This is a genomic window from Brachybacterium sacelli (assembly GCF_017876545.1).
Taxonomy (GTDB): Bacteria; Actinomycetota; Actinomycetes; order Actinomycetales; family Dermabacteraceae; genus Brachybacterium; species Brachybacterium sacelli.
Genome location: NZ_JAGIOD010000001.1, coordinates 1,755,156 through 1,776,762, shown reverse-complemented (window position 1 = coordinate 1,776,762; position 21,607 = coordinate 1,755,156). Strand labels below are relative to the sequence as shown.

The 21,607-nt window shown below is 72.1% G+C and carries 24 protein-coding genes; 11 read left to right on the top strand and 13 right to left on the bottom strand.

The annotated features are described in order from the left end of the window. Window positions 1-8: 8 nt before the first annotated feature. Genes JOF43_RS07920 through JOF43_RS07910 form a run of 3 tightly spaced genes read right to left on the bottom strand, consistent with a single transcriptional unit; the run spans window position 9 to window position 2,573 of the window. Complete coding sequence (locus JOF43_RS07920) at window positions 9-1,373, bottom strand: exo-beta-N-acetylmuramidase NamZ family protein (protein ID WP_342592112.1); 1,365 nt, start codon at window positions 1,371-1,373, stop codon at window positions 9-11. A 58-nt stretch (window positions 1,374-1,431) separates the two neighbouring features. Further along, window positions 1,432-1,854 carry an RbsD/FucU family protein gene (locus JOF43_RS07915; RefSeq protein ID WP_209900941.1) on the bottom strand — a complete coding sequence of 141 codons (423 nt, stop codon included), beginning with the start codon at window positions 1,852-1,854 and terminating at the stop codon, window positions 1,432-1,434. A gap of 29 nt (window positions 1,855-1,883) precedes the next feature. After that, on the bottom strand, window positions 1,884-2,573 hold the full coding sequence (locus tag JOF43_RS07910) for a transaldolase family protein (RefSeq protein WP_209900939.1): 690 nt from the start codon (window positions 2,571-2,573) through the stop codon (window positions 1,884-1,886). A 97-nt stretch (window positions 2,574-2,670) separates the two neighbouring features. Between JOF43_RS07910 and rbsK the strand changes: the two genes are divergently transcribed. Both rbsK and JOF43_RS07900 read left to right on the top strand, forming a co-directional pair. Further along, entirely contained in the window at window positions 2,671-3,675 is a 1,005-nt protein-coding gene (rbsK, locus tag JOF43_RS07905; protein ID WP_245354053.1) for a ribokinase, read from the top strand. Continuing rightward, on the top strand, window positions 3,672-4,448 hold the full coding sequence (locus JOF43_RS07900; RefSeq protein WP_209900938.1) for a GntR family transcriptional regulator: 777 nt from the start codon (window positions 3,672-3,674) through the stop codon (window positions 4,446-4,448). Before rbsK ends, JOF43_RS07900 begins: the two co-directional genes overlap by 4 nt. 10 nt (window positions 4,449-4,458) lie before the next feature. On the opposite strand, the gene JOF43_RS07895 is transcribed toward JOF43_RS07900, so the two are convergent. The 6 genes from JOF43_RS07895 to JOF43_RS07870 all read right to left on the bottom strand — a co-directional run bounded on the left by JOF43_RS07895 (window position 4,459) and on the right by JOF43_RS07870 (window position 11,350). Continuing rightward, the gene (locus tag JOF43_RS07895) at window positions 4,459-5,415 is read right to left on the bottom strand and encodes an ABC transporter substrate-binding protein (RefSeq protein WP_209900936.1); all 957 of its coding nucleotides are present in this window, start codon (window positions 5,413-5,415) and stop codon (window positions 4,459-4,461) included. Beyond that, window positions 5,412-6,422 carry an ABC transporter permease gene (locus JOF43_RS07890; RefSeq protein WP_209900935.1) on the bottom strand — a complete coding sequence of 337 codons (1,011 nt, stop codon included), beginning with the start codon at window positions 6,420-6,422 and terminating at the stop codon, window positions 5,412-5,414. Before JOF43_RS07890 ends, JOF43_RS07895 begins: the two co-directional genes overlap by 4 nt. Continuing rightward, window positions 6,419-8,041, bottom strand: coding sequence for a sugar ABC transporter ATP-binding protein (locus JOF43_RS07885; protein WP_209900933.1), 1,623 nt, complete (start codon window positions 8,039-8,041; stop codon window positions 6,419-6,421). The genes JOF43_RS07890 and JOF43_RS07885 overlap by 4 nt, the downstream gene beginning before the upstream one ends. Before the next feature lie 242 nt (window positions 8,042-8,283). Then, window positions 8,284-9,570, bottom strand: coding sequence for an alpha/beta fold hydrolase (locus JOF43_RS07880; RefSeq protein ID WP_209900931.1), 1,287 nt, complete (start codon window positions 9,568-9,570; stop codon window positions 8,284-8,286). Next, window positions 9,567-10,622: a LacI family DNA-binding transcriptional regulator gene (locus JOF43_RS07875; protein ID WP_209900929.1), complete on the bottom strand. Its 1,056-nt coding sequence runs from the start codon at window positions 10,620-10,622 to the stop codon at window positions 9,567-9,569. Before JOF43_RS07875 ends, JOF43_RS07880 begins: the two co-directional genes overlap by 4 nt. Before the next feature lie 104 nt (window positions 10,623-10,726). Next, complete coding sequence (locus JOF43_RS07870) at window positions 10,727-11,350, bottom strand: TetR/AcrR family transcriptional regulator (RefSeq protein WP_209900927.1); 624 nt, start codon at window positions 11,348-11,350, stop codon at window positions 10,727-10,729. 128 nt (window positions 11,351-11,478) lie between these two features. On the opposite strand from JOF43_RS07870, the gene JOF43_RS07865 reads away from it, so the two are divergent. After that, a complete protein-coding gene (locus tag JOF43_RS07865) occupies window positions 11,479-12,135 on the top strand; it encodes a hypothetical protein (protein WP_209900925.1) in 657 nt (218 codons plus the stop codon). Between the two features lie 48 nt (window positions 12,136-12,183). Here JOF43_RS07865 and JOF43_RS07860 read toward each other — a convergent pair whose 3' ends face one another. After that, entirely contained in the window at window positions 12,184-12,939 is a 756-nt protein-coding gene (locus tag JOF43_RS07860) for a GAP family protein (protein WP_209900923.1), read from the bottom strand. 102 nt (window positions 12,940-13,041) lie between these two features. Between JOF43_RS07860 and JOF43_RS07855 the strand changes: the two genes are divergently transcribed. Together JOF43_RS07855 and JOF43_RS07850 are read left to right on the top strand one after the other, a co-directional pair. Next, on the top strand, window positions 13,042-14,310 hold the full coding sequence (locus tag JOF43_RS07855; protein ID WP_209900921.1) for a sensor histidine kinase: 1,269 nt from the start codon (window positions 13,042-13,044) through the stop codon (window positions 14,308-14,310). Then, window positions 14,307-15,026: a response regulator gene (locus tag JOF43_RS07850; RefSeq protein WP_209900919.1), complete on the top strand. Its 720-nt coding sequence runs from the start codon at window positions 14,307-14,309 to the stop codon at window positions 15,024-15,026. The genes JOF43_RS07855 and JOF43_RS07850 overlap by 4 nt, the downstream gene beginning before the upstream one ends. Before the next feature lie 2 nt (window positions 15,027-15,028). Here the strand turns inward: JOF43_RS07850 and JOF43_RS07845 are convergent, their stop codons facing one another. Both JOF43_RS07845 and JOF43_RS07840 read right to left on the bottom strand, forming a co-directional pair. Continuing rightward, window positions 15,029-15,265 (bottom strand): hypothetical protein, encoded by a 237-nt coding sequence (locus tag JOF43_RS07845; protein ID WP_209900917.1) that lies wholly within the window; start codon window positions 15,263-15,265, stop codon window positions 15,029-15,031. Beyond that, the gene (locus JOF43_RS07840) at window positions 15,262-15,717 is read right to left on the bottom strand and encodes a hypothetical protein (RefSeq protein WP_209900915.1); all 456 of its coding nucleotides are present in this window, start codon (window positions 15,715-15,717) and stop codon (window positions 15,262-15,264) included. Before JOF43_RS07840 ends, JOF43_RS07845 begins: the two co-directional genes overlap by 4 nt. 154 nt (window positions 15,718-15,871) lie before the next feature. Here JOF43_RS07840 and JOF43_RS23150 point away from each other — a divergent pair, with 154 nt between their 5' ends. The 5 genes from JOF43_RS23150 to JOF43_RS07815 all read left to right on the top strand — a co-directional run bounded on the left by JOF43_RS23150 (window position 15,872) and on the right by JOF43_RS07815 (window position 20,377). Next, the gene (locus tag JOF43_RS23150; RefSeq protein ID WP_342592111.1) at window positions 15,872-17,149 is read left to right on the top strand and encodes a sensor histidine kinase; all 1,278 of its coding nucleotides are present in this window, start codon (window positions 15,872-15,874) and stop codon (window positions 17,147-17,149) included. Beyond that, window positions 17,146-17,811, top strand: coding sequence for a response regulator (locus JOF43_RS07830; RefSeq protein ID WP_209900911.1), 666 nt, complete (start codon window positions 17,146-17,148; stop codon window positions 17,809-17,811). The genes JOF43_RS23150 and JOF43_RS07830 overlap by 4 nt, the downstream gene beginning before the upstream one ends. A 174-nt stretch (window positions 17,812-17,985) precedes the next feature. Next, a complete protein-coding gene (locus tag JOF43_RS07825) occupies window positions 17,986-19,590 on the top strand; it encodes an MDR family MFS transporter (RefSeq protein WP_209900909.1) in 1,605 nt (534 codons plus the stop codon). Between the two features lie 113 nt (window positions 19,591-19,703). Then, complete coding sequence (locus JOF43_RS07820; protein WP_209900906.1) at window positions 19,704-19,901, top strand: TetR family transcriptional regulator; 198 nt, start codon at window positions 19,704-19,706, stop codon at window positions 19,899-19,901. Continuing rightward, window positions 19,898-20,377 carry a hypothetical protein gene (locus tag JOF43_RS07815; RefSeq protein ID WP_209900905.1) on the top strand — a complete coding sequence of 160 codons (480 nt, stop codon included), beginning with the start codon at window positions 19,898-19,900 and terminating at the stop codon, window positions 20,375-20,377. The genes JOF43_RS07820 and JOF43_RS07815 overlap by 4 nt, the downstream gene beginning before the upstream one ends. 12 nt (window positions 20,378-20,389) lie before the next feature. Here the strand turns inward: JOF43_RS07815 and JOF43_RS07810 are convergent, their stop codons facing one another. Further along, window positions 20,390-20,758: a VOC family protein gene (locus JOF43_RS07810; RefSeq protein ID WP_209900903.1), complete on the bottom strand. Its 369-nt coding sequence runs from the start codon at window positions 20,756-20,758 to the stop codon at window positions 20,390-20,392. 124 nt (window positions 20,759-20,882) lie between these two features. On the opposite strand from JOF43_RS07810, the gene JOF43_RS07805 reads away from it, so the two are divergent. Continuing rightward, window positions 20,883-21,584 (top strand): helix-turn-helix transcriptional regulator, encoded by a 702-nt coding sequence (locus JOF43_RS07805; RefSeq protein WP_209900901.1) that lies wholly within the window; start codon window positions 20,883-20,885, stop codon window positions 21,582-21,584. Window positions 21,585-21,607: the final 23 nt, after the last annotated feature.

Sequence of the window (21,607 nt, the reverse complement as noted above, 5' to 3'; positions counted from 1 at the left end):
TCTCCTGCTCAGTAGATCCGGTACTCGCGGGCGGTGCGCACGAACTGCTCCAGCTCGTCGTGCCAGGCCTCGACGATGTCGTCAGCAGGATCCCCGGCCTCGAGCATCGCGCGGGTGCGCTTGGTGCCGGAGAGCTTGTCGATCCAGCACACGTCGTCCTGGCTGCGGCATTCCTCGCCCTCGCGCCAGTCCACCTCGGGGACGTGGCGGAACAGGGCGGCGAGCAGGTGCACACCGGTGCGCACGCCCTGGTACTCCCCGGCGTCGGTGACGTGCAGCTGGAGGCCGCCGCAGAACTCGCCGGCCTGCTTGGAGGTGGTCGGGGTGGCGAACATGGGCCGGGCCAGGAGACCGGGCAGCTTCGCCTCCTCGAGGTCGGCGATGATCGCCTCGGCCTGCGCCAAGGTGATGAACGGGGCGCCGCACCACAGGAACGGGGTGGTGGTGCCGCGGCCCTCGGAGATGTTCAGCGCCTCGATCAGTCCCGTGCCGGCGTAGGCGAGCGCGGTGTCGGGGGTGGGGACGTTCGGCGAGGGCAGCACCCAGGGCAGGTCCGCGTCACGGGGATCCTCCGGGTCGTAGCCGCTCATGGCGATCACCTCGAGATCCACGGCGCCGCCCAGGAACTCGCCGTCGAAGAGGCGGGCGAGCTCGCCGAGGGTCAGGCCATGGCGCTGCGGGATCGCCTGGAGGCCGACGAAGGAGGACAGGGCCGGCTCCAGCAGGAAACCCTCCGCGTCGGTGCCCAGGGGGTTCGGGCGGTCCAGGACGATGAGCCGCTTGCCGTTCTCGGAGGCGGCCTCCATCGCGTAGTAGAGCGTCCAGATGTAGGTGTAGAAGCGGGAGCCGATGTCCTGGATGTCGACGATCAGGGTGTCGACGTCGGCGATCATCTCGGGGGTCGGCTTCTGCGTCTCGCCGTACAGGGAGCGCACCGGCAGTCCCGTCTTCTCGTCGATGTAGTCCTCGACCTCGCCGCCGGCGGGCTCGGCGCCGCGCACGCCGTGCTCGGGGCCGAACAGGGCGACCAGCGTGTAGCCGCCCTTCTCCTCGCTCTCGAGGAGCAGGTCGATCGTGGAGGCGAGCGAGCTGTCGGTGCCGGTGGGGTTGGTGATCAGGCCGACCTTCGCGCCCTCGAGCGTCCTGGTGAGCGTACGGGGGTGCAGGAGGTTCTCCACGCCGAGCGCGAAGCGGCCGTGCCCTCCGCCCCTGCCGTCTCCCCGCTCGGCGGGGGCGGCTGCGGCGCCGGCGGCGGAGCTCAGCACCGCCCCGGCGGGCAGTGCCCCGAGCGAGGCGAGGACGCGCCGCCGGCCGGATCGAGCCGCGTCCGTCTCCTGGTCGTGGTCCGTGGGCTGGGGTGCTGGGTGCGTCACGGCGCATTCCTCCGTCGTCATCGTCGGATCGAGGCGTGCTCGGCAAGCATCTCAGACCTCAGCTCTCGTCGTCGCCGACCACTCCCTTGCGCAGCATGAGGCAGCCGTACTTGCGGGTCTCCAGGGTGCGCACGACGGCGAAGACCTCGCGCCCCCGCTCGTAGAAGTCGAAGCGGTCGATCCATTCCCGGCGATCGGCGCGGGCGGCCGCCGCCTCCTGCAGCTGGGCCTGGACCTCCTCCCCGGTGCCGGGCTCCGGGGTCATGAGCGTGACCGAGGGCTCCGCATACATGTCCACGGGCAGGACGGTGCGGATCGCGCGCACCGCCTCCGGGGACGTCGTGGCCAGGTCGATCACCGTCACGCCCATCGCGTGCGAGGGGTAGTGCGCGTCGGCGATCAGCACGGTGTCGGCGTGACCCATGTGGTCGAGGATCCGCAGCAGGTCACCGCTGAGCAGGGGATCGATGCCGTGGAGCATGTGGGGGTTCCTTCCGGGAGCAGGGGGGATCAGGGGATGCCGGGTACCGGCGGCAGGAGCTCAGGGGCGTCCCGCAGGCTGTCGGCGGATTCGAAGGCATCGGCCGCGCCGTCGGTCGCCTCGCTCACGAGCATCGCCGCGAGCACCTCCGGGGAGGCGGTGACGGCGGTGATGCCGCGGGCGACCAGGTCGACCACATCCCGCGGGGAGCGCAGGGAGGCGGCGAGCACCTCGGTGCCCGCGCCGCCGACGATCTCCTGCATCCGCGCGATCTCCTCGACGCCGCCGATCCGGGCATCGCGCATGCGCCCGAGGTACGGGGCGATGTAGCGCACCGAGCTGGAGGCGGCGGCGAGCGCCTGCGCGACGGTGTACACCCCCGTCAGCAGCACGGGCGCGCCCTCGCGGGAGAGGGCTGCGGCGAGGGCGAATCCCTCGGCGGTGGCGACGATCTTGACCACGGCCCGCTCCCCGAGGTCGAGGATCTGGCGAGCACGGTGCTCGGTGGCCTCGCGGTCCGCTCCCCAGGCCTGGACGAAGATCTCCCGGGCTCCGAGCCGTTCCCATTCGGCGTACAGCGCCGGGATCTCGCCGGCGCTGCGCCCGGCCCGATCCAGGATGGTCGGGTTCGTGGTGACGCCGTGGACGAGGGAGTCGCGCAACAGCGGCGCGACGGCGGCCGTGTCCGCGGAGTCGACGAACAGGCGTGGCGTCCTCACCGAGAAATGCTCCTCACGGTCCTCATCGCACCGGGTCCGGTTAATGTAATGACAGGCTGGACGGCGTGTCAACGAACCCGCCGGAACGGAGCGCACCTTGACCGCACAGGATTCCCGACCCCCGCACGATGCCACTGGAGTGCTGGTCATCGGCTCGGTGACCATGGACGTCACCACCTTCTCCTCGCGTCTCCCCCGCCCCGGGGAGACCTTCCTGGGCGACGCCTTCACCCTGGTGCTCGGCGGCAAGGGCGCCAACCAGGCGGTGGCCGCGGGACGCGCCGGTGCCCCGATCCGCTTCGTCGGCTGCGTGGGCGAGGACCTCTTCGCGCCGCTGGTGCGCCAGGGCCTCACCGACGCCGGCGTGGACATCGGCCACCTGCGCGAGGTCCCGGGGCAGACGGGCGTCGCCCACATCCGGGTCGACGCCTCCGGCGAGAACGACATCGTCATGGTGCCGCTGGCCAACGCCGAGCTCACCGCGGAGCAGATCGACTCCGCGCTGGAGGAACTCGCCCCCACCAGCGAGGTGCTGCTGACCCAGCTCGAGATCCCCTTCGCCCTGACCATGCACGCGATCCGCGGTGCCCACGACAAGGGCCTCACGGTGGTCCTGGACCCCGCCCCCGCCCACGACCTCGAGGAGTCGATCTGGCCGCTGGTGGACGTGGTCACCCCCAACGAGACCGAGGCCTCGCTGCTGACCGGGATCGAGGTCGACTCGCGCGAAGCCGCCGTGCAGGCCGGGCAGTGGTTCCTCGACCGCGGTGTCACTCATGCCCTGATCACGATGGCCGGCGCCGGCTGCGTGCTGGTGGGCACCGGCAGCGTCCGGCACGTCCCGGCTCATCGGGTCGAGGTCGTCGACACCACCGCGGCCGGCGACGCCTTCGCCGGCTACCTGGCAGCCTCCCTGGCCGCGGGCGAGGACCTTCCCCGCGCGATCAACCGCGCCGGGGCCGCCGGGGCGCTCGCGGTCACCCGTCGGGGCGCCTCCCCCAGCCTGCCCCGCGCCGCCGAGGTCGACGCCCACCTCGCGACGCTCGCAGGCACCCAGGATCCGGCCGACGGGAGCGGAGGGGACGAGGGCGATCATCCATGAGCGGCCCTCCCCCGCGGGAGCGCCGGTCCGCGCCGCCCCTGTACGACCAGCTGCAGCGCTCGCTGCGGCGCAGCATCGAGGACGGCACGCTGGCGGCGGGCGATCCGCTGCCCGGGGAGCACCGGCTGTGCGAGATCCATGCGGTCTCCCGCACCGTGGTGCGGCAGGCGCTGGGGATGCTCGAGCACGAGGGCGTGATCGTGCGCATCAAGGGCAAGGGGACGTACGTCGCGCCCGGCAGGAGCTCCGAGCTCCCTGCCTCGCGCCTGCGGGGCCTGCGCGAGGAGATGGCCGCGCAGGGCGGGGAGGTCACGGGCGACGTGCTGCGCCACGAGACCGTGCCCGCCCCGTCGCAGGTGGCCGGGCAGCTGGGGCTCGCGCCCCAGGAGGACGCGACCGTCCTGGAGCGGCTGCGCCACGTCGACGGGGAGCCGTGGTCGCTCTCGGCCACCTGGCTGCCCCCGCGCCTGGGCCGCCTGCTCGACGGCGCCGACCTGGCCATCGCTTCCCTGTACCAGGTGCTCGAGGAGCACGGGGTGCGGGCGGTCAGCGGCGAGCGCGCGGTGGAGGCGGCCCTGACCGACGAGCGCGAGGGACGGCTGCTGCACCTGGGCCCGCAGCGCCCGGTGCTGCGGATGACCAGCACCACCGCCGACGAGCGAGGGCGGCCGATCGAGCATGTCGTGGCGCTGCACCGTGGGGACCGCAGCCGTTTCGTCGTCCCCGTCTTCCGCGGGGCCGAGACGGGGCACCTGGTCCACGGGGACGGGTGAGGCCGTCGACCTAGAGGTAGATGGCCTCCTGGACCTCGTCGGAGGCGAGGTTGTCGGCGTCGTACCAGAGGAAGCCGGTGTCGATCATCGGCTCGACCTGCGCGTCGCGGATCGCGGCCAGTACGGTCTGCACCGTGATGCGCCCCATGGCGACCGGGTTCTGGGTGACGGCCCCGGCCATCTCGCCGTCCCGGATCGCCTCGACCTGGGCTCTCCCCGAGTCGAAGCCGACCACCGCGAGGTCGTCGCGTCCGGACTCCTGGACCCCGCGGAGGATGCCGATCGCCGAACCCTCGTTGGTGCCGAACAGCCCCTTCAGCTCCGGGTTCGCGGAGACCATAGCGCGGGCGATGTTCGCCGTGACCGCCTGGTCGCCCTCCCCGTACTGGGTGGGCAGCAGTTCGATCTGCGGGCCGAACTCCTCGATCCCGGCGATGAAGCCGTCGCGCCGGTCGGTGCCCGAGAGGGAGACCTGGTCGTGGGCGATCACCCCCACCTGCCCCTCGCCGCCGACCAGCTCGGCCATGTGCTTGCCGGCCTCGCGGGCGGCCGCCGCGTTGTCGGTCGCGACGGTGGAGACGGGGATGTCGGATTCCACCCCGGAGTCGAAGGCGACGATCGGGATCCCTTTGGCCTGGGCCTCCTGGAGCGCACGGGCCGCGGCCCGGGAGTCCAGCGCCGCGAGCGCGAGCCCGTCGGGATGACGGGTGACGGTGTTCTGCAGCATCGTGATCTGCGCTTCGATGTCAGTCTCGGTGGGCGGGCCTTCGAAGGTGAGCACCACGTCGTGGGCCTCGGCCTCGGCGTCGGCCCCCTTCTTGACCGCCTGCCAGAACTGCTGCTGGAAGCCCTTGGAGACGATCGCGACGTGCAGGGCGTCCTCCTGCGATCGCCCAGTGCAGGCGGCGACGGGCAGCAGCAGGGTCGCGGCCGCCGCCGTGAGGACGGTACGGCGAGCGGCGATCATGAGGTGCGTCCCGAGCGCTTGCGCAGCCGGTCGATGAACACGGCCACCAGGATCACCGCCCCCAGCAGGACGTCCTGCCACTCCTGGGGGATCGACAGGATCTGCAGGCCGTTGGTGAGCGTGGAGATGATCAGCGCACCGATCATCGTGCCGACGATGGTGCCGCGTCCGCCCGAGAGCGAGGTCCCACCGATCACCACGGCGGCGATCGCGTCCAGCTCGTAACCCATGCCGGTGGCCGGCTGGGCCGATCCGAGCCGTGCGGAGATCATGACGCCGGCCAGGCCCGTGAACAGGCCGCCGACCGTGTAGACGATCATCAGCCACTTGGTGACGCCGACCCCGGCGAGCTCGGCGGCCTCCCGGTTCGCCCCGATGGCCATGGTGTACCGCCCCAGCACGGTGCGGGACATCAGCACCGCGGCGATCACGGCGCCGACCAGCAGCACCAGCACGGCATTGGGCACGGACGGGATGAGGCTGCCGGTGGAGACCCACATGTACGAGGGGGCCTCGAAGTAGATCGGGGCGGCTCCGGAGAACACCAGGGCCAGCCCTCCGGCCACCATCATCATTGCGAGGGTCGCGATGAACGGCGGCAGGTCCAGGATCGCCACGTTGATCCCGTTGACCAGTCCCACGAGCCCTCCGAACAGAATCGCCAGCAGGATGCCGACGGGGACGGGCAGGCCCCAGTTGACGATGAACAACCCGCTCATGACGGCGCAGAGCGCCATCGCCGTGCCGACGGACAGGTCGATCCCGGCGGTGGTGATGACGAAGGTGGCCCCCAGGGCCAGAAGCCCGATCACCACGGTCGAATAGAGGATCGTGACGATGTTTCCCCAGGTCGGGAAGATCTCGGGACTCGCGATGGAGAAGGCGATGAAGATCAGGACCAGGGTCCCGGCCGCGAGCATCTGCTGCAGGCGACTGCGCCAGGAGGGTCCGCGCCGTGCGCTCTGCCGCTCCTGGTCGGCGGCGGTCGCGGTGGTGGTCGTGCTCATTGTTCACCTGTTCTGTCATCGGTGGGGATGCTGTCGGTGCGCTCATCGCGCGTCACGTCGGTGGACACGGCGGCTTCGGTCTCGGCGGTGGCGAGCGCCATGATCGATTCCTGATCGGCCTCGGCCGCGCCGAGGACGCCGGTGATCCGGCCCTCGCTCATCACGGCGATTCGGTGGGACATCCGCAGCACCTCGGGCAGGTCGGAGGAGATCATGATGATCGACTTCCCGGCGGCGGCGAGCTCGTCGATGAGCTCGTAGATCTCCTCCTTCGCGCCGACGTCGATGCCGCGGGTCGGTTCGTCGAAGATCAGCACGTCGCAGTCCTTCAGCAGCCAGCGGCCGATCACGACCTTCTGCTGGGTGCCCCCGGAGAGGTTCTTGACCAGCTGTGCGACGTCGGGCGTCTTCACCCGCAGCTGCCGGCTCTGGTCGACGACGGCGTCGTGGGAGGCGCGGTCCTGGACGAAGCCTGCCGTCTGGAAGCGGTCCGACAGCGCGGACAGCTCCATGTTGCGCTGGACGGAGTGGTCCAGCAGCAGCCCGAGCTGCTTGCGGTCCTCGGAGAGGTATCCGATCCCGAGCCGGGCAGCATGGGCGGGGCTGCGGAACTGGACGGGGCGGCCGCGGTAGCTCACGGTCCCCGCCTGGCGCGGGAGCGATCCGATCAGCGCGCGAGCGGTCTCGGTGCGCCCGGCCCCCATCAGCCCGGCGAGACCGAGGATCTCTCCCTCGTGCAGGTCGAAGGTCGCCTCCTTGACCCGTGGCTCGCTGCGCAGCCCGTGGACCTCGAGGATCACGGGCCGCCCGGTGCGGACGTCGCGGGGTCCGGTCCCGGTGTCCACGCTGCGACCGACCATCTTGGTGATGACGTCCTCCAGCGTGGCCTCCGCCATCGGCAGGCTGTCGACGTACTCCCCGTCCCGGATCACCTGGACCCGATCGGCGATGCGCCTCAGCTCCTCCATGCGGTGGGAGATGTAGATGACCCCGGTGGTGGGCGTGATGAATCGACGGATCAGCTCGTGCAGGGACTCCGTCTCCCGCTCGTTCAGCGCCGCGGTGGGCTCGTCCATGATCAGCACGCGGGCGTCGTAGGACAGCGCCTTGGCGATCTCGACCATCTGCTGCTGGGCGACGGACAAGGTGCTGACCTCCGCCATCGGGTCCAGGTTCATGCCGAGCCGGTCGAGCAGCTCCTGCGCCTGCGCCCTGAGGCGGGTGGGGCGGGTGAGGAAGCGGGCGACGGCTGGCTCGCGTCCGAGGTAGATGTTCTCGGCGACCGTCAGGGTCGACATCAGGTTCAGCTCCTGATGGATGATCGCGAGCCCTTGCTCCGCCGCGTCGCGCGGACCGTTCACCGTCAGCGGCCGCCCCAGGTACCGGTACGTGCCGGCGTCCGGGGAGTACACCCCGGCCAGCAGTTTCATGAGGGTGGACTTCCCTGCGCCGTTCTCGCCCACGAGGGCGAGGACCTCGCCCGCGCGCAGGTCGAGATCCATCTGCGACAGGGCCCGTACTCCCGGGAACTTCTTGACCGCTCCTCGGACCTCGAGCAGCAGCTCGGGATCGGCGCCACCTCCGTGGCCGGGGTCAGCGTCGTGCTCTTCCAGCGTCATCGCCTCCGCACATCATTGTCGTGCTTGCGCCAGTAATCGATTACACGCTACAGGGGGTGGTCGAGGGGGTGTCAAGTCCCGGAGGTCAGGGCTCCCCTGGCGGATGCAACGCACCTCCCGACGCGCCACGGGCCCCGGCATCCCCGTCGCTCCGGCAACCCGCCGGCGCTGGTCAGGCGGCGGGGGCCGGAGCCGGCCCGGCGGGCGGCGCGGACGGGAGGACCGGGAGTGTCGCGCCCGGTTCAGGCGGCGCGGCGCCCGGTGGCGAGGTCGAGGAGGTGGTCGAGCACCCGCTCACCGCTGGCCCGCAGGCCGTTGTGCTCGTACTCGCTGGTCACCCAGGGCGTCACGCCGGAGAGCAGGTCCGCTGTGGCCAGGGAGTACTCGCGCGGGACGTAGGCGTCGTCGAAGTAGACGGCCGCCGCCCCGGGCACGTCCGCGGCGCGGAGGGACTCCTCGTCGTACAGCGGTGGCCAATGGTGCGCCGCGAGCAGGTCGGCGGCCTCGGCCCAGGGGGCGAGCTCGGGGTCCTCGGCGAACAGGTCGCGATGGATGTGCTCGCCGGCCAGCAGCGTCGGGTCCTCGTGCACGGCCTGCGGCATGGTGCGGTCCCCGGCCCAGTGCGTCGCCGTCCCGTCGGCCCAGCAGCTCTCGTGGATCACCGCGTACAGAGGATTGCGGCCGCTGAAGGGCAGGGCGGCGGCGAGGTCGTGGGCGAAGGCCGGAGCGGCGGGATGGAGGTCCAGCAGGTAGTGGAGGCGCTCGGCCCCCTGAGAGGCACCGAGCAGGTGGCCGAGGCGACGCAGCCGTTCCACGCCCACGCGCTGCCCGTCGGCCAGGCGCAGCCGTCCGTCCGCGGCGAGGTCGGCCAGGCGGCGCATCCGGTCCCGGTCCGCGGGGAAGCGGCTCCAGTGCTGCTCGCTGCGGGCGATCATCCCGTGCCAGGTGGTGGTGTAGACGGCGTCCATGCCCGGGCCGAGCGTCGGCAGCCCGCCGGTGAACAGTGCCTTGTCCACACTGTCGGCGTGGGCGCTGAGGTAGCGCAGGGCGGTGAACCCGCCGAAGGACTGCCCCAGCAGCGACCAGGTCGCGACGCCGAGGTGCTCGCGCAGCAGCTCGGCGTCGCGGGCGATCGCGTCGGCCCGGAAATGGGTGAGATAGGCGGCCTGCTGGGCCGGGGTAGCCTCACGCAGCGTGCTCGCACCGTCGACCGCTCCGGCGGGCAGGGGCGCGTCGAGACCGACGGGGGTGGAGCGCCCGGTGCCGCGCTGGTCGAGCATGACCACGCGGTGCTCACGCAGGGCGCGCGCCAGCCACCCCGGGGAGGAAGCGTCCAGCGGGCGGGGAGCCTCGGCGCCGGGACCGCCCTGCAGGTAGACGAGGAAGGGGAGGTGCTCACCGCCGGGTGCGCTGACGATGCGGGCGAACACCTCCAGACGCGGGGAGGCGGGATCGGAGTGGTCCAGCGGGACGGGCAGGGTGATGTCGTCGAGGTGCAGGCCGGGCAGGGTCCAGGGGGTGTGGGTCATCGGGTTCGATCGTCCTCACGGGTGGTGGAACCGGGGAAGAACTCCCAGTCGAAGGAGTGCAGTCGACCGGGACGTTCCTCGCGGTCTCGGGCGGCGTCGATCACCACGGCGGAGATCCGGGCGAACACGTCGTCCACCCCGTAGTAGCTGATCGGCTCGAAGTACTCGGACTCGGACGGCACGTCGCCGATGGAGATGATCTCGAGGTCGCCGGGGATGTCCAGACCCCACCTCTCGGCGGCGAACTGCAGGGCCACGGCCTGGTAACCGGTGAAGCAGATGACGGCGTGCGGCCGGTCCGGGCCGGCGAGCCATTCGAGACTCGCACGGTAGGTGTCCCGGCTGCTCTCCGGGGTGATGCGCACGAGATCCTCGGGGCGGTCCTCCCCCAGCTCGCGCGCGGCGTCGAGGAACGCCTGGGTGCGGGGGTGGGTGAGGGTGGTGGGGACCCGGGCCGGCAGCTGCGGGGCCAGCAGCTGCACCGTCCGGTGGCGTCCGCGGAGCCGCCGGTAGGCGTGGGCGATGGCGCGATACGGAGTGGAGGCGATGACGTCGAACCCGTCGGGCTCCATCTCGGCGGTGAAGGCGACGATCCCGGTCTGGGTCGCCGCACTCAGCCGGCGCACCCGTTCGGGCCCGTCCCGGACGAAATCGACGCTGGTGATGAAGGCGGCGTCGGCGGACGCGCCGGAGAGGTACTCGAGCCAGCGCTCGTCGGCGAGCACCAGCGTGGACAGGTCGTGCGGGAGGGCGTCGTGGCGCACCTGGTTGGCCAGCTGGACGCCCCAGGGGTCCTCCAGGGTGCCCAGCGAGAGCACGATCCCGCCGCCGCGCCCGGTGCGCATGGCCTGCGCGTTGCGGTTGGGGACGTAGCCGAGCTCCTCCGCCGCGGCGCGCACCTTCGCCTTGGTCGCCGGAGACCCGGCCGAGCGGCTGCCACCGCGTCCGGAGAGCACGAACGACGCGGTGGCGATGGAGACCCCTGCCTTGCCCGCGACGTCCGCGAGGGTGACGGCGGTGCGCTGGGGGGGGCCGGCGACGTCGCTGCTCATGTCGGCTCGACCTCCTGGTTCGTCACGCGCGGCAGGTCTGCGCGGGGCCCGGTGTCGGCATCGTACCGTTTCCGCTGCTGGCCAGCCCACGCCGGGGCGGTCGGTCAGTCGGCCCCGGGACGCAGCAGTTGGTCGAGATGTCGTCCCAGCGCGACGCGGGCCCGGTCGGTCGACAGTCCGCCGGCCTCGAGGCATCGCAGCGTCAGCCCGTCCAGCAGTGCCGCCAAGCGGTCCGCCTCGACGTCCTCGTCGATCCCGTCCCGCAGCACCCCGGAGCGAGCCGCCCCCGCCAGCACGCGCTCGATGACCTCGTGCATCCCGCGACGCAGCCGGGCGACGTACGGGGCGAACTCCTCGTCGGTGCGGGCGGCGACCGAGAACTCCAGCCACACCGCGGCCTCGTCCCGTCGAGCCCGGTCCAGCGGCAGGAACTCCTCGAGCATCCGGGTGAGCAGGTTCCGGCGCGAGAGGGTGCCGGCGCGCACGGCCTCGAGGTCCTCCAGATGCCCCCGGAAGCGCGCCTCGAATCCGCGGGTGAGCTCCTCGAGCGCCATCTCGCGGATCTCCTGCCGGCTGCCGCAGTAGTGGCGGACGGAGCCGGTCGCCAGCTCGGCCTCGGCGGCGATGCTGCGCAGGGAGGCGTGCGCGGCGCCGTCGCGGGCGATCACGCGGAAGACGGCGGCGACGATGTGGCGCCGTCGCTGCTCGGGGTCGACGATCTTCGGCATGCATTTTTTATAGCACACCCTTGCCATCTCGGGGGTGCGTCTCGTAACGTTTTTAGCACACACATGCTACGAAGCCGGTGGAGTCACCTCCGTCCGGTGCGGGCGCAACCGCCCGGGGGAAGGAAGTCATGGTCCGCATCATCGAGATCCTGGGAGTCGTCTCACCGCTGGCGGCGCTCGTGCTGCTGGTCGTCTACCGGCGACCGATCCCGACGCTCTCGCTGGTCCTGGGAGTGATCGGTTGCGTGCTGGCGGCGCTGAACGTGCTGGTCGGCTTCGTCGGCAAGCGGTTCGTATGGTTCGGGTCGACCGACGGCGGGGGCGTCGAGGGCATGCTGGACTGGCTCGGCACCGTGGCGGCGCTGCGCCTGGGGCTGCTCATCGTCGCCGTCCTCCTGCTGGTGATCGCCGCGTTCCACGGACGCTCCGAGCCCGCGCGGGTGCTGCCCTGGGTGCTGGGGGCCGTCGTCCCGCTCCTCATCGGACTGGTGACCCCACTGGTCGTCGGCGAGGTCGAGCACGAGCTGCTGGCCCGGGGCATCGACTGGCTCGCCGTGATGGCGACGCTGCTCGGGGAGGCCGTGCAGTTCGCGGCGCTCGGGCTGGGCGTGCTGGCGCTGGCCATCGCCGTCACCACGGGACGGCGCAGCGCCTCCGCGCCGGAGCGCGACTCGGCCGTGCTGGTCCGGGACACGGCGCAGCGAGCGTGGGCCGCGTACCAGAGATACTCCCGCGACCGTCGCCGGAAGTACGGGCAGAGCCAGGGCCGGAGCATCCTGCCCTGAGCGCGCACCTCGCGGCCCGGTCGCCGCCCTCGAGCCGACTCCCGCTCCTCAGGACGAGGAGACCGATCCCCCGGTCAGCAGCTCCAGAGCCGGCCCGATCGTGTTGAGGGCGATGAGCGCGCCGACGATCCCGACGGCCCAGGAGAAGGCGCTGGTCGCGTTCTTCACGGCCCAGTCGTGGGCGCGGTCGAGGAAGGCATCGGCCCGGGCCCCGAGCGCGGCCCGGATCCCGGCCAGGAGCGCGCCCGGCAGGATCATGACCGCGCAGTAGCCGACCAGCACGAGAGCGCCACGGCCCAGTCCGATCCCCATGTCGGCGATGATCCCCATCGCAGCCAGGTACGGGATCATCGAGGCGGCCTCGATGACGCCGGCCAGCAGGGCGAGGCCGACCAGCAGCGAGGGACGACCGGAGGCGCGGCGGGCTCGGGCGGTCCACTTGCGGGCGGAGGCCTCGGGATCGCCGCCCCGCTTGGCGATCGCCTTGGGATCGATGCGGAAGGAGTACAGCACCAGCCCTACCCCGATCACCGCCAGCACCAGCATCACCACCGGGGAGGACAGCAGGTGGCCGAAGGATTCGATCAGCGGCAGCAGCCCGGCCAGCAGCGCGATGCCGAGCACCAGGTAGAACACTCCGATCACGAGGAGATAGAGCAGGGTGCGCCCGGCGATGCGCAACGCCCCGCCCTGGCCCACGACCAGCAGGATGACGGGGATGACGAGCGTGCCGATCGACGTGGAGTCCACGAGGGCGAGCACGAGCAGGGCCAGCGGGCCTGCGAAGTCCGGGAGCGATTCCATGTCCTCCATCGTTCCCTGCGACCCGGGCCACGGTCCTCCTCCCAAGGTGCGAAGTGGGCCCGCACCGGGATGGCGTGCGCCACGGCCGCGTAGCCTCGGAGCATGTCCCCTGATCCGGTCGAGCGCCCGGAACGCGCAGCGATCGACCGCCGTGACGTGATGACGGCGGTCGGCTACGCGGCCGTCGTCGTGTTGCTCGCGGTCTCCGGCGCCCGCAACTCCGGCTTCGTCGGTGGTTCGCTGCAGTGGTCGCCCTGGGTCTCGGTGGTGATGATGCTGGTGGCGTGCACGAGCCTGCTGTGGCGCCGTCGCCTCCCCGTGCTCGCGCTCGTGGTGGCCGGACCGCTGGCTGTCGCGGAGATCATCGTCGGCGGGCAGATCTCCGCCTACTTCCTGCTGTTCGAGGCGCTGTTCACCCCGGTCATGCACGGCAGCCTCCGCCTGGCCCGCGTCACCACCGGCCTCGCCATCTGCGTCGCGATCGCCGCTATCCTGGTCGCGGTCGCGCTAGGGGTGAGCTGGCCGATCCTGCTGGTCGTGCTGCTGGTCTCGACGCTGGTGGTCTCGACACCGCTGCTGTGGGGCTGGGAGGTGCGCCATCACCGCAGCGCCCGCTTGGTGGCCGAATCCCTCGCCGACGTCGAGCACGAGCTCGCCGTGACCCGCGCCGCCCACGCCGTGGAGACCGAGCGGCGCACCATCGCCCACGACCTGCACGACGTGATCGCCGGTCACCTCAGCGCCGTCTCCCTGCACACCAACCTCGCCTCCTCCCTCGAAGATCGCGAGGCCCGCGACCGCTCCCTGACCACGGCGCGCGAGTCGGCGCACGCGGCGCTGCGGGACCTGCGCTCGATGATCGGGGTGCTCTCGACCGAGGAGTCCGGCACCCTGCCCTCGGTCACCCTGGACTGGCCCTCGCTGAGCACGCGGCTGCGAGGCCGCGATGCGGAGGCCCGGATCCGGATCGACCCGGCGGCCACCGATCCCGCCCGGCTGGAGCCGTCGGTGCAGGCCGCGCTGCTGCGCATCGCCGCGGAGGCCTCGACCAACGCGGTCCGCCACGGTCAGGCGCCGATCTCACTGTCGGTCCAGGTCAGCGGCGACGCCGTGATCCTGGATCTGCGCAATCGCCGGACGGGAGCGGCGGTGCCCGGCACGGGAGTCGGCCGCGGGGCGATCTCGCATCGGGCGACCGCAGTCGGCGGCAGCGCGACCTCCGGACCCGCCCCCGAGGATTCCGCCGAGGCCGGGACCTGGCGGGTGCTCGCCCGCCTGCCGGTCCGGGCCGACAGCACCGCGCCACCCACCGACCCACCGGATGGCACCGACAGTTCCGTCCCGTCCACGATCCAGGAGGCCCGCCCGTGACCGATGCACCCGCCCGCGAGCCGATCCGCGTGCTGGTCGCCGACGACCATCCCGCCGTGCGCTCCGGCCTGGTGGCGCTGCTGGACTCCGCCGAGGACATCACCGTGGTCGCGGAGGCGTCCGACGGGGCCGCCGCGATCACCGCGGCCCGCGAGCACCACCCCGAGGTGGTCCTCACCGACGTGCGCATGCCCGGGGCGACCGGGATCGAGATCACCCCCCAGCTGCGGGAGACGGGCGCGCACGTGCTGGTGATCTCCGGGTTCGACCTCGACGACTACGTGCTGGGGGCGTTGGCCGCCGGGGCCGACGGATATCTGGTCAAGTCCGAGGACCCGCAGCGGATCCTGGCCGCCGTGCGGGACGTGCATCGCGGGGACGCAGTGCTGTCCGCGGCGGCGACCCGGGCGGTGGTCGGGGCGCTGCGCGGACGACAGTCACCGGGCCCGGGCCAGGAGGCGGAGGCGTCAGGAGCTCCGGGGGCGACCGGGACGGCGGGCGCGGGCCTGGCGATCCCCGTCCCCGAGCCGGCCTTCACGCGGCGGGAGGAGGAGGTGCTCGCGCTGGTCGCGCAGGGACTGTCGAACCAGCAGGTCGCCTCGCAGCTGTTCGTCGAGATCACCACGGTCAAGTCCCATCTCTCGCACGTGCTGGCGAAGCTGCAGGTGGACTCGCGGGTGCAGGCCGCCCTGTGGTGGCAGCAGCATCGCGGGTGAGGTCAGTCCGAGGCGCCGGGCGGGCTGGAGCGCCGGCGCCGGGCCCGGCGCAGGCTCGGCACCACGGCGAGCGCGGCGCCGACGAGTGCGCTGAGCGGGAGCAGCAGCGGCAGGACGGCCAGGCCGAGAGCGCTCACCTCTCCCCCGCGCACCAGCAGCGGCGCGAGCACGTCCTGCAGGACGATGCCGACCAGCAGCCCACCGAGCAGGCCGAGCAGGGCCATGCCGAGATGTCTCATGCATGCTCCCGGGAATCCGCCCCACGCGCACGCTGCAGCAGCAGGGCGAGGGCACCGGTGAGCGCGCCCCAGGCACCATTGGTGAGCAGCATGGGCACCAGGGCGATCGGGTGGGCGAGCGGCCCGGTGAGGTGGCCGAGCAGCAGCGGGGAGAGGATCCCGCTGAGGAGGATCGCGCACACCGCATAGGCGAGTCCCGTCAGGATCAGGGTCAGGACGGGTCGCGGGGTGCGGGTCAGGCCCACCGCCCCGATCCAGAGCAGGGAGATGAGCAGCGTCCAGGCCAGCGGGACGGCGGCGCCGAGGTCGAGGCCGGTCTGGTCGAGGACGATGTTGCTCAGCGGCCGGGCGAGCCCGGCGAGGCCGAGGCCGAGGATCAGCGGCCATCTCAGGGGCTGCGCGGCGGTGTGCGCCGTGGCGTCGGGGGGTGGGACGACCTGGGGTGCGTTCATGACCTCGACCCTAGGATCGGGGCGCTGACCTGGGAATCCGCCCGAAGGCGCGGCGATGGTCGCGTGCGGTCGGCTGCCGCGTACGTCGGGAGGCGACATCGGCCGCCGCCTCGGGGCGCAGGCGCGCGGAGCGGGTGCCTCCTACTCTGGCCATGTGACCGTCCCTGCCCCTACCCCACCCGAGCGGACCTCGCCGCGCACGTTCGACGTCGTGCTCGCGCTCGTGGTCGCCCTCGCCCTGGCAGGTGTCGTCACGATCCAGCAGGCCGCGGCGGGCGAGAATCCCGATCCGCTGGCCTACCTCTTCGCCGCCGGGTTCGGGGCGCTGCAGCTGCTGCGCCGCAGCCTGCCCGTGGCGATGCTGGTGCTCAGTGTGCTGGGCACCTTCGCCTACTACACCCTTCAGCTGCCCACGATCGGGGTCGCCCTGCCGGTGGTCGCCGCGCTGTACTCCGCTGCGGAGCGGGGGCTGCTGCGATGGGCGATCAGCGGGGGCGCCGTGGTGTTCACGGTGGCGCTGGCCTTCCGCCTGCGGGATGATCCGCAGCCGCTGGGGTACCTGCTGGGCAGCGACGCGGTGACCAACCTGGCCCTGATCGCCGGCGCGATCGCACTGGGCAGCGCGGTGCGCTCGCATCGACGCCAGATCGCCCAGCGCGAGCAGATCTCCTCCCTCCACGAGGAGCGGACCCGGCAGGACGCCCAGCTGCGGATGCGCGCGGAGCGGGAGCGGATCTCGCGAGATCTGCACGACACAGTGGGCCACTCGCTGTCGGTGATCTCCCTGCACACGGGGGTCGCACGGGATGCCGTCGGCGTCGATGACGCCGCGGTCACCGAGGCCCTGGAGCAGGTGCGGGGGCAGGCCACGCAGTCGCTGCAGGAGCTGCGCGCGATGGTGCACCTGCTGCGCACCGACCAGCTCGAGGGGGACGACGGAGCGGACGTCGACGCGGGACAGGGCGACACCGCACGGCAGGTGCGCTCCCTCGTCGACGTGTCCGCTGTCCTCGCCCCCGCCCGCGACGCCGGACTCGACGTCCGGGCGCGGGTGGACGTGCCCGCGGGGGCCCTCTCGGTGCCCGTGGACTCCGCCGCCTACCGGGTGGTGCAGGAGTCGGTGACCAACGTGCTGCGCCATGCCACGGCGAGCACCCTCCGGGTCGAGGCGGGAATCGAGGGCGGGCAGCTGCAGCTGGTCGTCGCCGACGACGGCCGCGGCACCGACGGGGTCGCCGGATCGAGCGGGGTCGGGCTGGTGGGCATGCGCGAGAGGGTGCGGCTGCTCGGCGGCACCCTCTCGATCCGCTCCGCACCCGGGGAGGGGTTCCGCATGGAGGCGAGCATGCCGGCACGGCTGGATCGGACCGAGGAGCTGCTCGAGCCGGGCCGGGCGGAGAGACTAGGCGGGACGGAGAGGCCGAGATCATGATCCGCATCGTGCTGGTGGACGACCAGGAGCTGGTCCGCACCGGGCTGCGCACCCTCGCGCGGCGCGACGGCGACATCGACGTGGTCGGTGAGGCCTCCGAGGGGGCGGCCGGCGTGCGGCGGGTGCGCGAGCTGCGCCCGGACCTGGTGCTCATGGACATCCGCATGCCGCAGCTGGACGGCATCGCTGCCACTGCTCAGATCGTGGCCGATCCCGAGCTGGCCGACGTGCGCGTGATCGTGCTGACCACCTTCGACGAGGACGAGGACGTCCTCGCCGCGATCCACGCCGGAGCCGCGGGGTACCTGCTCAAGGACGTCAGCCCTGCCGCTCTGCGCAGCGCGATCCGTACGGTCGCGGGCGGCGACTCGCTGCTCTCGCCGTCCGTGACGACCACCGTGCTCGATCAGCTCGGCGCTCGTGCGGCCGCCTCGGTGAGACCCGAACTGCTGGAGGGGATCACCGCCCGGGAGCGGGAGGTGCTGGCGTTGGTCGGCCAAGGGCTCAGCAACGACGAGATCGGTGCCGCGTTGTTCCTCTCCCCCGCCACCGCCCGCACCTACGTCAGCCGCCTGCTGGCCAAGCTGCGAGCCCGCGACCGCTCGCGCCTGGTGGTCATCGCCTACGAATCAGGGCTCATCACCCCGGGCGGCGGTGCCTAGGCGCCCCGCCGGATACGTCACTATTGACGAGCTCAGAACGTGCACCGTGTGAAAGAATCTCCGTGGTCGCGGGCCGAGGCCGGCGACCCCACCGGATGGTGACCTGGCCGCTCTGCTCGCGGCGGCGTGGGCCCCGGCCTTCCGGTCCCTCGACGAAGAAAGCACGTCACCACTATGTCCTCCACCCGCCAGCCCACGGGCGAGTTCCCTGCGGTCGAGTCCCCCGGGATCGTCGCCGGAGGGTCCGCCTCCGCGGAGGCCGAGGCCGCCACCCGCGACGGTGCCGATGATCCCGGCACCACCGTCGTCGGCGGCGCCCCGGCCGCCACCTCCAAGGTCACCCCGATCATCGCGGTGCTCGTCGTCTCCGCCTTCGTGATGATCCTCAACGAGACCCTGCTGTCGGTCGCACTGCCCACGCTGATGGAGAGCCTGTCCATCTCGGCGGTCACCGCGCAGTGGCTCTCCACCGGCTTCATGCTCACCATGGCCGTCGTCATCCCCACCACCGGCTTCCTCATGAAACGCCTGTCGGTGCGCACCGTGTTCACGGTCGCGATGACGCTGTTCCTGGCCGGCACCGTGTTCGCGGCCTTCGCCCCGACCTTCCCGGTGCTGCTCGCGGCCCGCGTGGTGCAGGCCGCCGGCACCGCGATGGTGCTGCCTCTGCTGATGACCACCGTCCTGGCACTGGTGCCGATCAGCGCCCGCGGCCTGGTGATGGGCCTGGTGGGCGTCGTGATCTCCGCGGCCCCGGCCCTCGGCCCGTCGATCTCCGGGTTCATCCTCGAGCACTGGTCCTGGCACTACCTCTTCGTGATGATGCTGCCGATCATCGTGGTCGCCCTGATCATCGGCCTGCTGTTCATGCGCAACTACACCGAGCCCGAGGCGGTGCGGCTGGATGTGGCCTCCGTGATCCTCTCGGCGATCGGCTTCGGCGGCGTGGTCTACTCACTGTCCTCCATCAGTGCGATCGTCGAGGGCAGCAGCCGTCTGGTGCCGCTGCTCATCGCCGCGGTCGGCGTGGTCTCCCTCGCCCTGTTCTCTGTCCGCCAGGTGCGCATGCACGCCCGCGGCGGCGAGCCCCTGTTGGACCTGCGTCCGCTCCGGGTGCGCACCTTCACGGTGTCCGTGCTGGTGATCCTGATGGGCTTCGCGACCATGCTCGGCACCGTCGTCGCCCTGCCGCTGTACATGACCGGTTCGCTGGGGATCTCCTCGCTCCAGGTGGGCCTGACGATGCTGCCCGGCGCGGCCGCCTCCGGTGTGCTCGGCCCGCTGGTCGGCGCGCTGTACGACCGCGTGGGCCCGCGCCCGATCGTGGTGCCCGGCATCACACTGATGGCGATCGTCTGCTGGCTCGAGGTGCTCCTGCTCGACGCCGACAGCACCCAGGGCCTGGTCATCGCGCTGAACATCCCGCTGGGGCTCGGCATGGCGATGGTGATGACCCCGCTGATGGCGCTGTCCCTCGGCGCACTGCCGCGGGAGCTGTACGGGCACGGCTCGGCGATCCTGAACACCCTGCAGCAGCTGGCCGGGGCGCTGGGCACCGCGGTGTTCATCGCCCTGCTGACCCTCGGCGCGCTCTACTCCACGGAGTCCGGGGCCGCGCCGGAGGTCGCCCAGGCCGACGGCAGCACCTGGGCGTTCGCCTTCGGTGGCGTGTTGACCACCCTGGCCGTGGGCCTGGCCCTCACGCTGCGGGCGAATCCCGCCGATCCGGAGCAGGCCGGGGACTCCCAGGAGAAGGTCCCGGCCGACAGCGCCGTCTGAGCGGCGGGCCCCGGGGGTTCCCTCACCCTCGGGGCCGCGCCGTTCCGGCCTCGGAACCACCCCCGGCGACGACCGGAATTGTGGTGACACGGCCGTGTCACCACCGTGACCCCATGCCGAAGCTGATCGACCATGCCCGTCGCCGCGAGGAGCTCGCCGAAGCCGCTTGGCGCGTCCTGCTCCGCGAGGGCGTGGGCCGGGCCTCGGTGCGCAATGTCGCCGCAGAGGCAGGCCTCACCGTCAACTCGCTGCGCCACGTGTTCTCCACCCAGGACGAGCTGCTGGGGGCGTTGGTACTTTCACGACTGTGAGAACACAGTCGTACCACCATCCCCCGGCCGCGCTGCGTTGGTTGCTGGTCGGCGTCGGCGCCAGCATCGTGCTGCTCGTCGGCCTGCCTGTGCTCATGGTCGTCAAGAGGCCCGAACTGGTCGCCTCGATCGAGCGCGAGACCGCGGGCACCCTCAGCGAGGAGTGGATGGCACGGGTCGTCGTGTTCTCGATCGTCTATGCGATCGTGCTGCACCTGGTCGACGTGATCCTGCTGCTCTGGCTCACGCCCAAGGTGATGCGCGGGAGGCAGTGGGCACGGATCACCCTGACCGCGTACCTGGTGGTCGCCGCCGCCGGGAGCCTGTACTCGGCGGGGATGGGCGGGATGTACCTGGCCGTCGTGATCCCCACCGATGTGCTGCACGTGGCGATGGTGGCGCTGCTGTGGGCGCCGCCGAGCGTGCGGCAGTTCTTCGCCGCGCACCGCGGCGCCGCGCGGGGCGCCCACAGCTGAACCGCGGGCCCGTCAGTCCACCGGGGCGAGGCGGATGCGGTTCCCGTCGGGGTCGGCCACGACGGCGGTGAGACCGAAGACCGCCTCGTGCGGGGGTTCGAGGACGGTGACACCGAGGTCGGTCCAGGTGCGCAGCTGCGCCTCGAGCACCTCGGGCCCGCCGGAAAGGCACACGCAGACCTCGCTGGTGCGCGTGGGGTCGCCGGCGAGTGCGTCGTCGTGCCCGGACCACAGCGCGAGATCGACCCCCTCGCCGAGCGCGAAGGTCGCGAAGCCCGGGCTGGGGAAGAACTCCGGCGCGATGTCGAAGAGCTGTCGGTAGAAGTCGACGGTACGGGCGACGTCGCTGACGTACACGATGAACATGTTCGGGCTGGTCATGAGGATCATGTCCTTCCATCTCGGGGTTGCGTGGGTCCAGGATCCTTCGCCCGGACGACAGCGGTGTGTCGGTGTTTTCGCGGCAGTTCTCCCGCCTGGGGCGCGGGCTTCGTAGGCTGAGGCGATGCGACGCAGCGAACGGCACCACGCCTTGCTCGACGTGCTCCGGGCCAATGCCGAGCGTCCCGTCTCCGTGCCCCGCCTGGCCGCGCGGTTCGCGGTGAGCACCCGCACCGTCGAGCGGGACCTGCGCGCCCTGCAGGACGCGGGCGTGCCCCTGTACGCGATGCCCGGGCGCACCGGCGGGTACGCGATCCGCCGCGACTACTCGCTGCCGCCGCTCGCCTTCACCCCGGCCGAGGCGACCGCGGTCGCGGCAGGGCTGAGCGTGATGATGGGCTCCCCTTTCGCCGAGGACGCGCACCGGGCGCTGGACAAGGTGCTCGCGGCGATGCCGCCTGAGCGTCGGGAGCGCGCCCGGGGCCTGGCGGTGCGGGTCGCGGCGATGGCGCCGGAGGCTCCGACGGAGCCGGACATCGCCGAGGTGGTGCGGGAGGTGCTCGACCGGCCCCGGGTCGTCGAGCTCGAGTACTCCTCGCACGAGACCGGCGAGTGCACTCGTCGGACGGTCGAACCGCTGGGCCTGATCACGGTGCGCGGCGGATGGATCCTGGTGGGGTGGTGCCGCCTGCGCGAGGGGGTGCGGGGTTTCCGCACCGACCGCATCCTCGCGATCGAGCGGACCGACGAGGTGCCGCCCGAGCGCTCCCCCGACCCGCTGGCCGCGGACCTCTCCCGCTGGGACTTCCGGGGCCTGGACCGGTGAGGGCCGAGGGGCCCCGGCCCGAG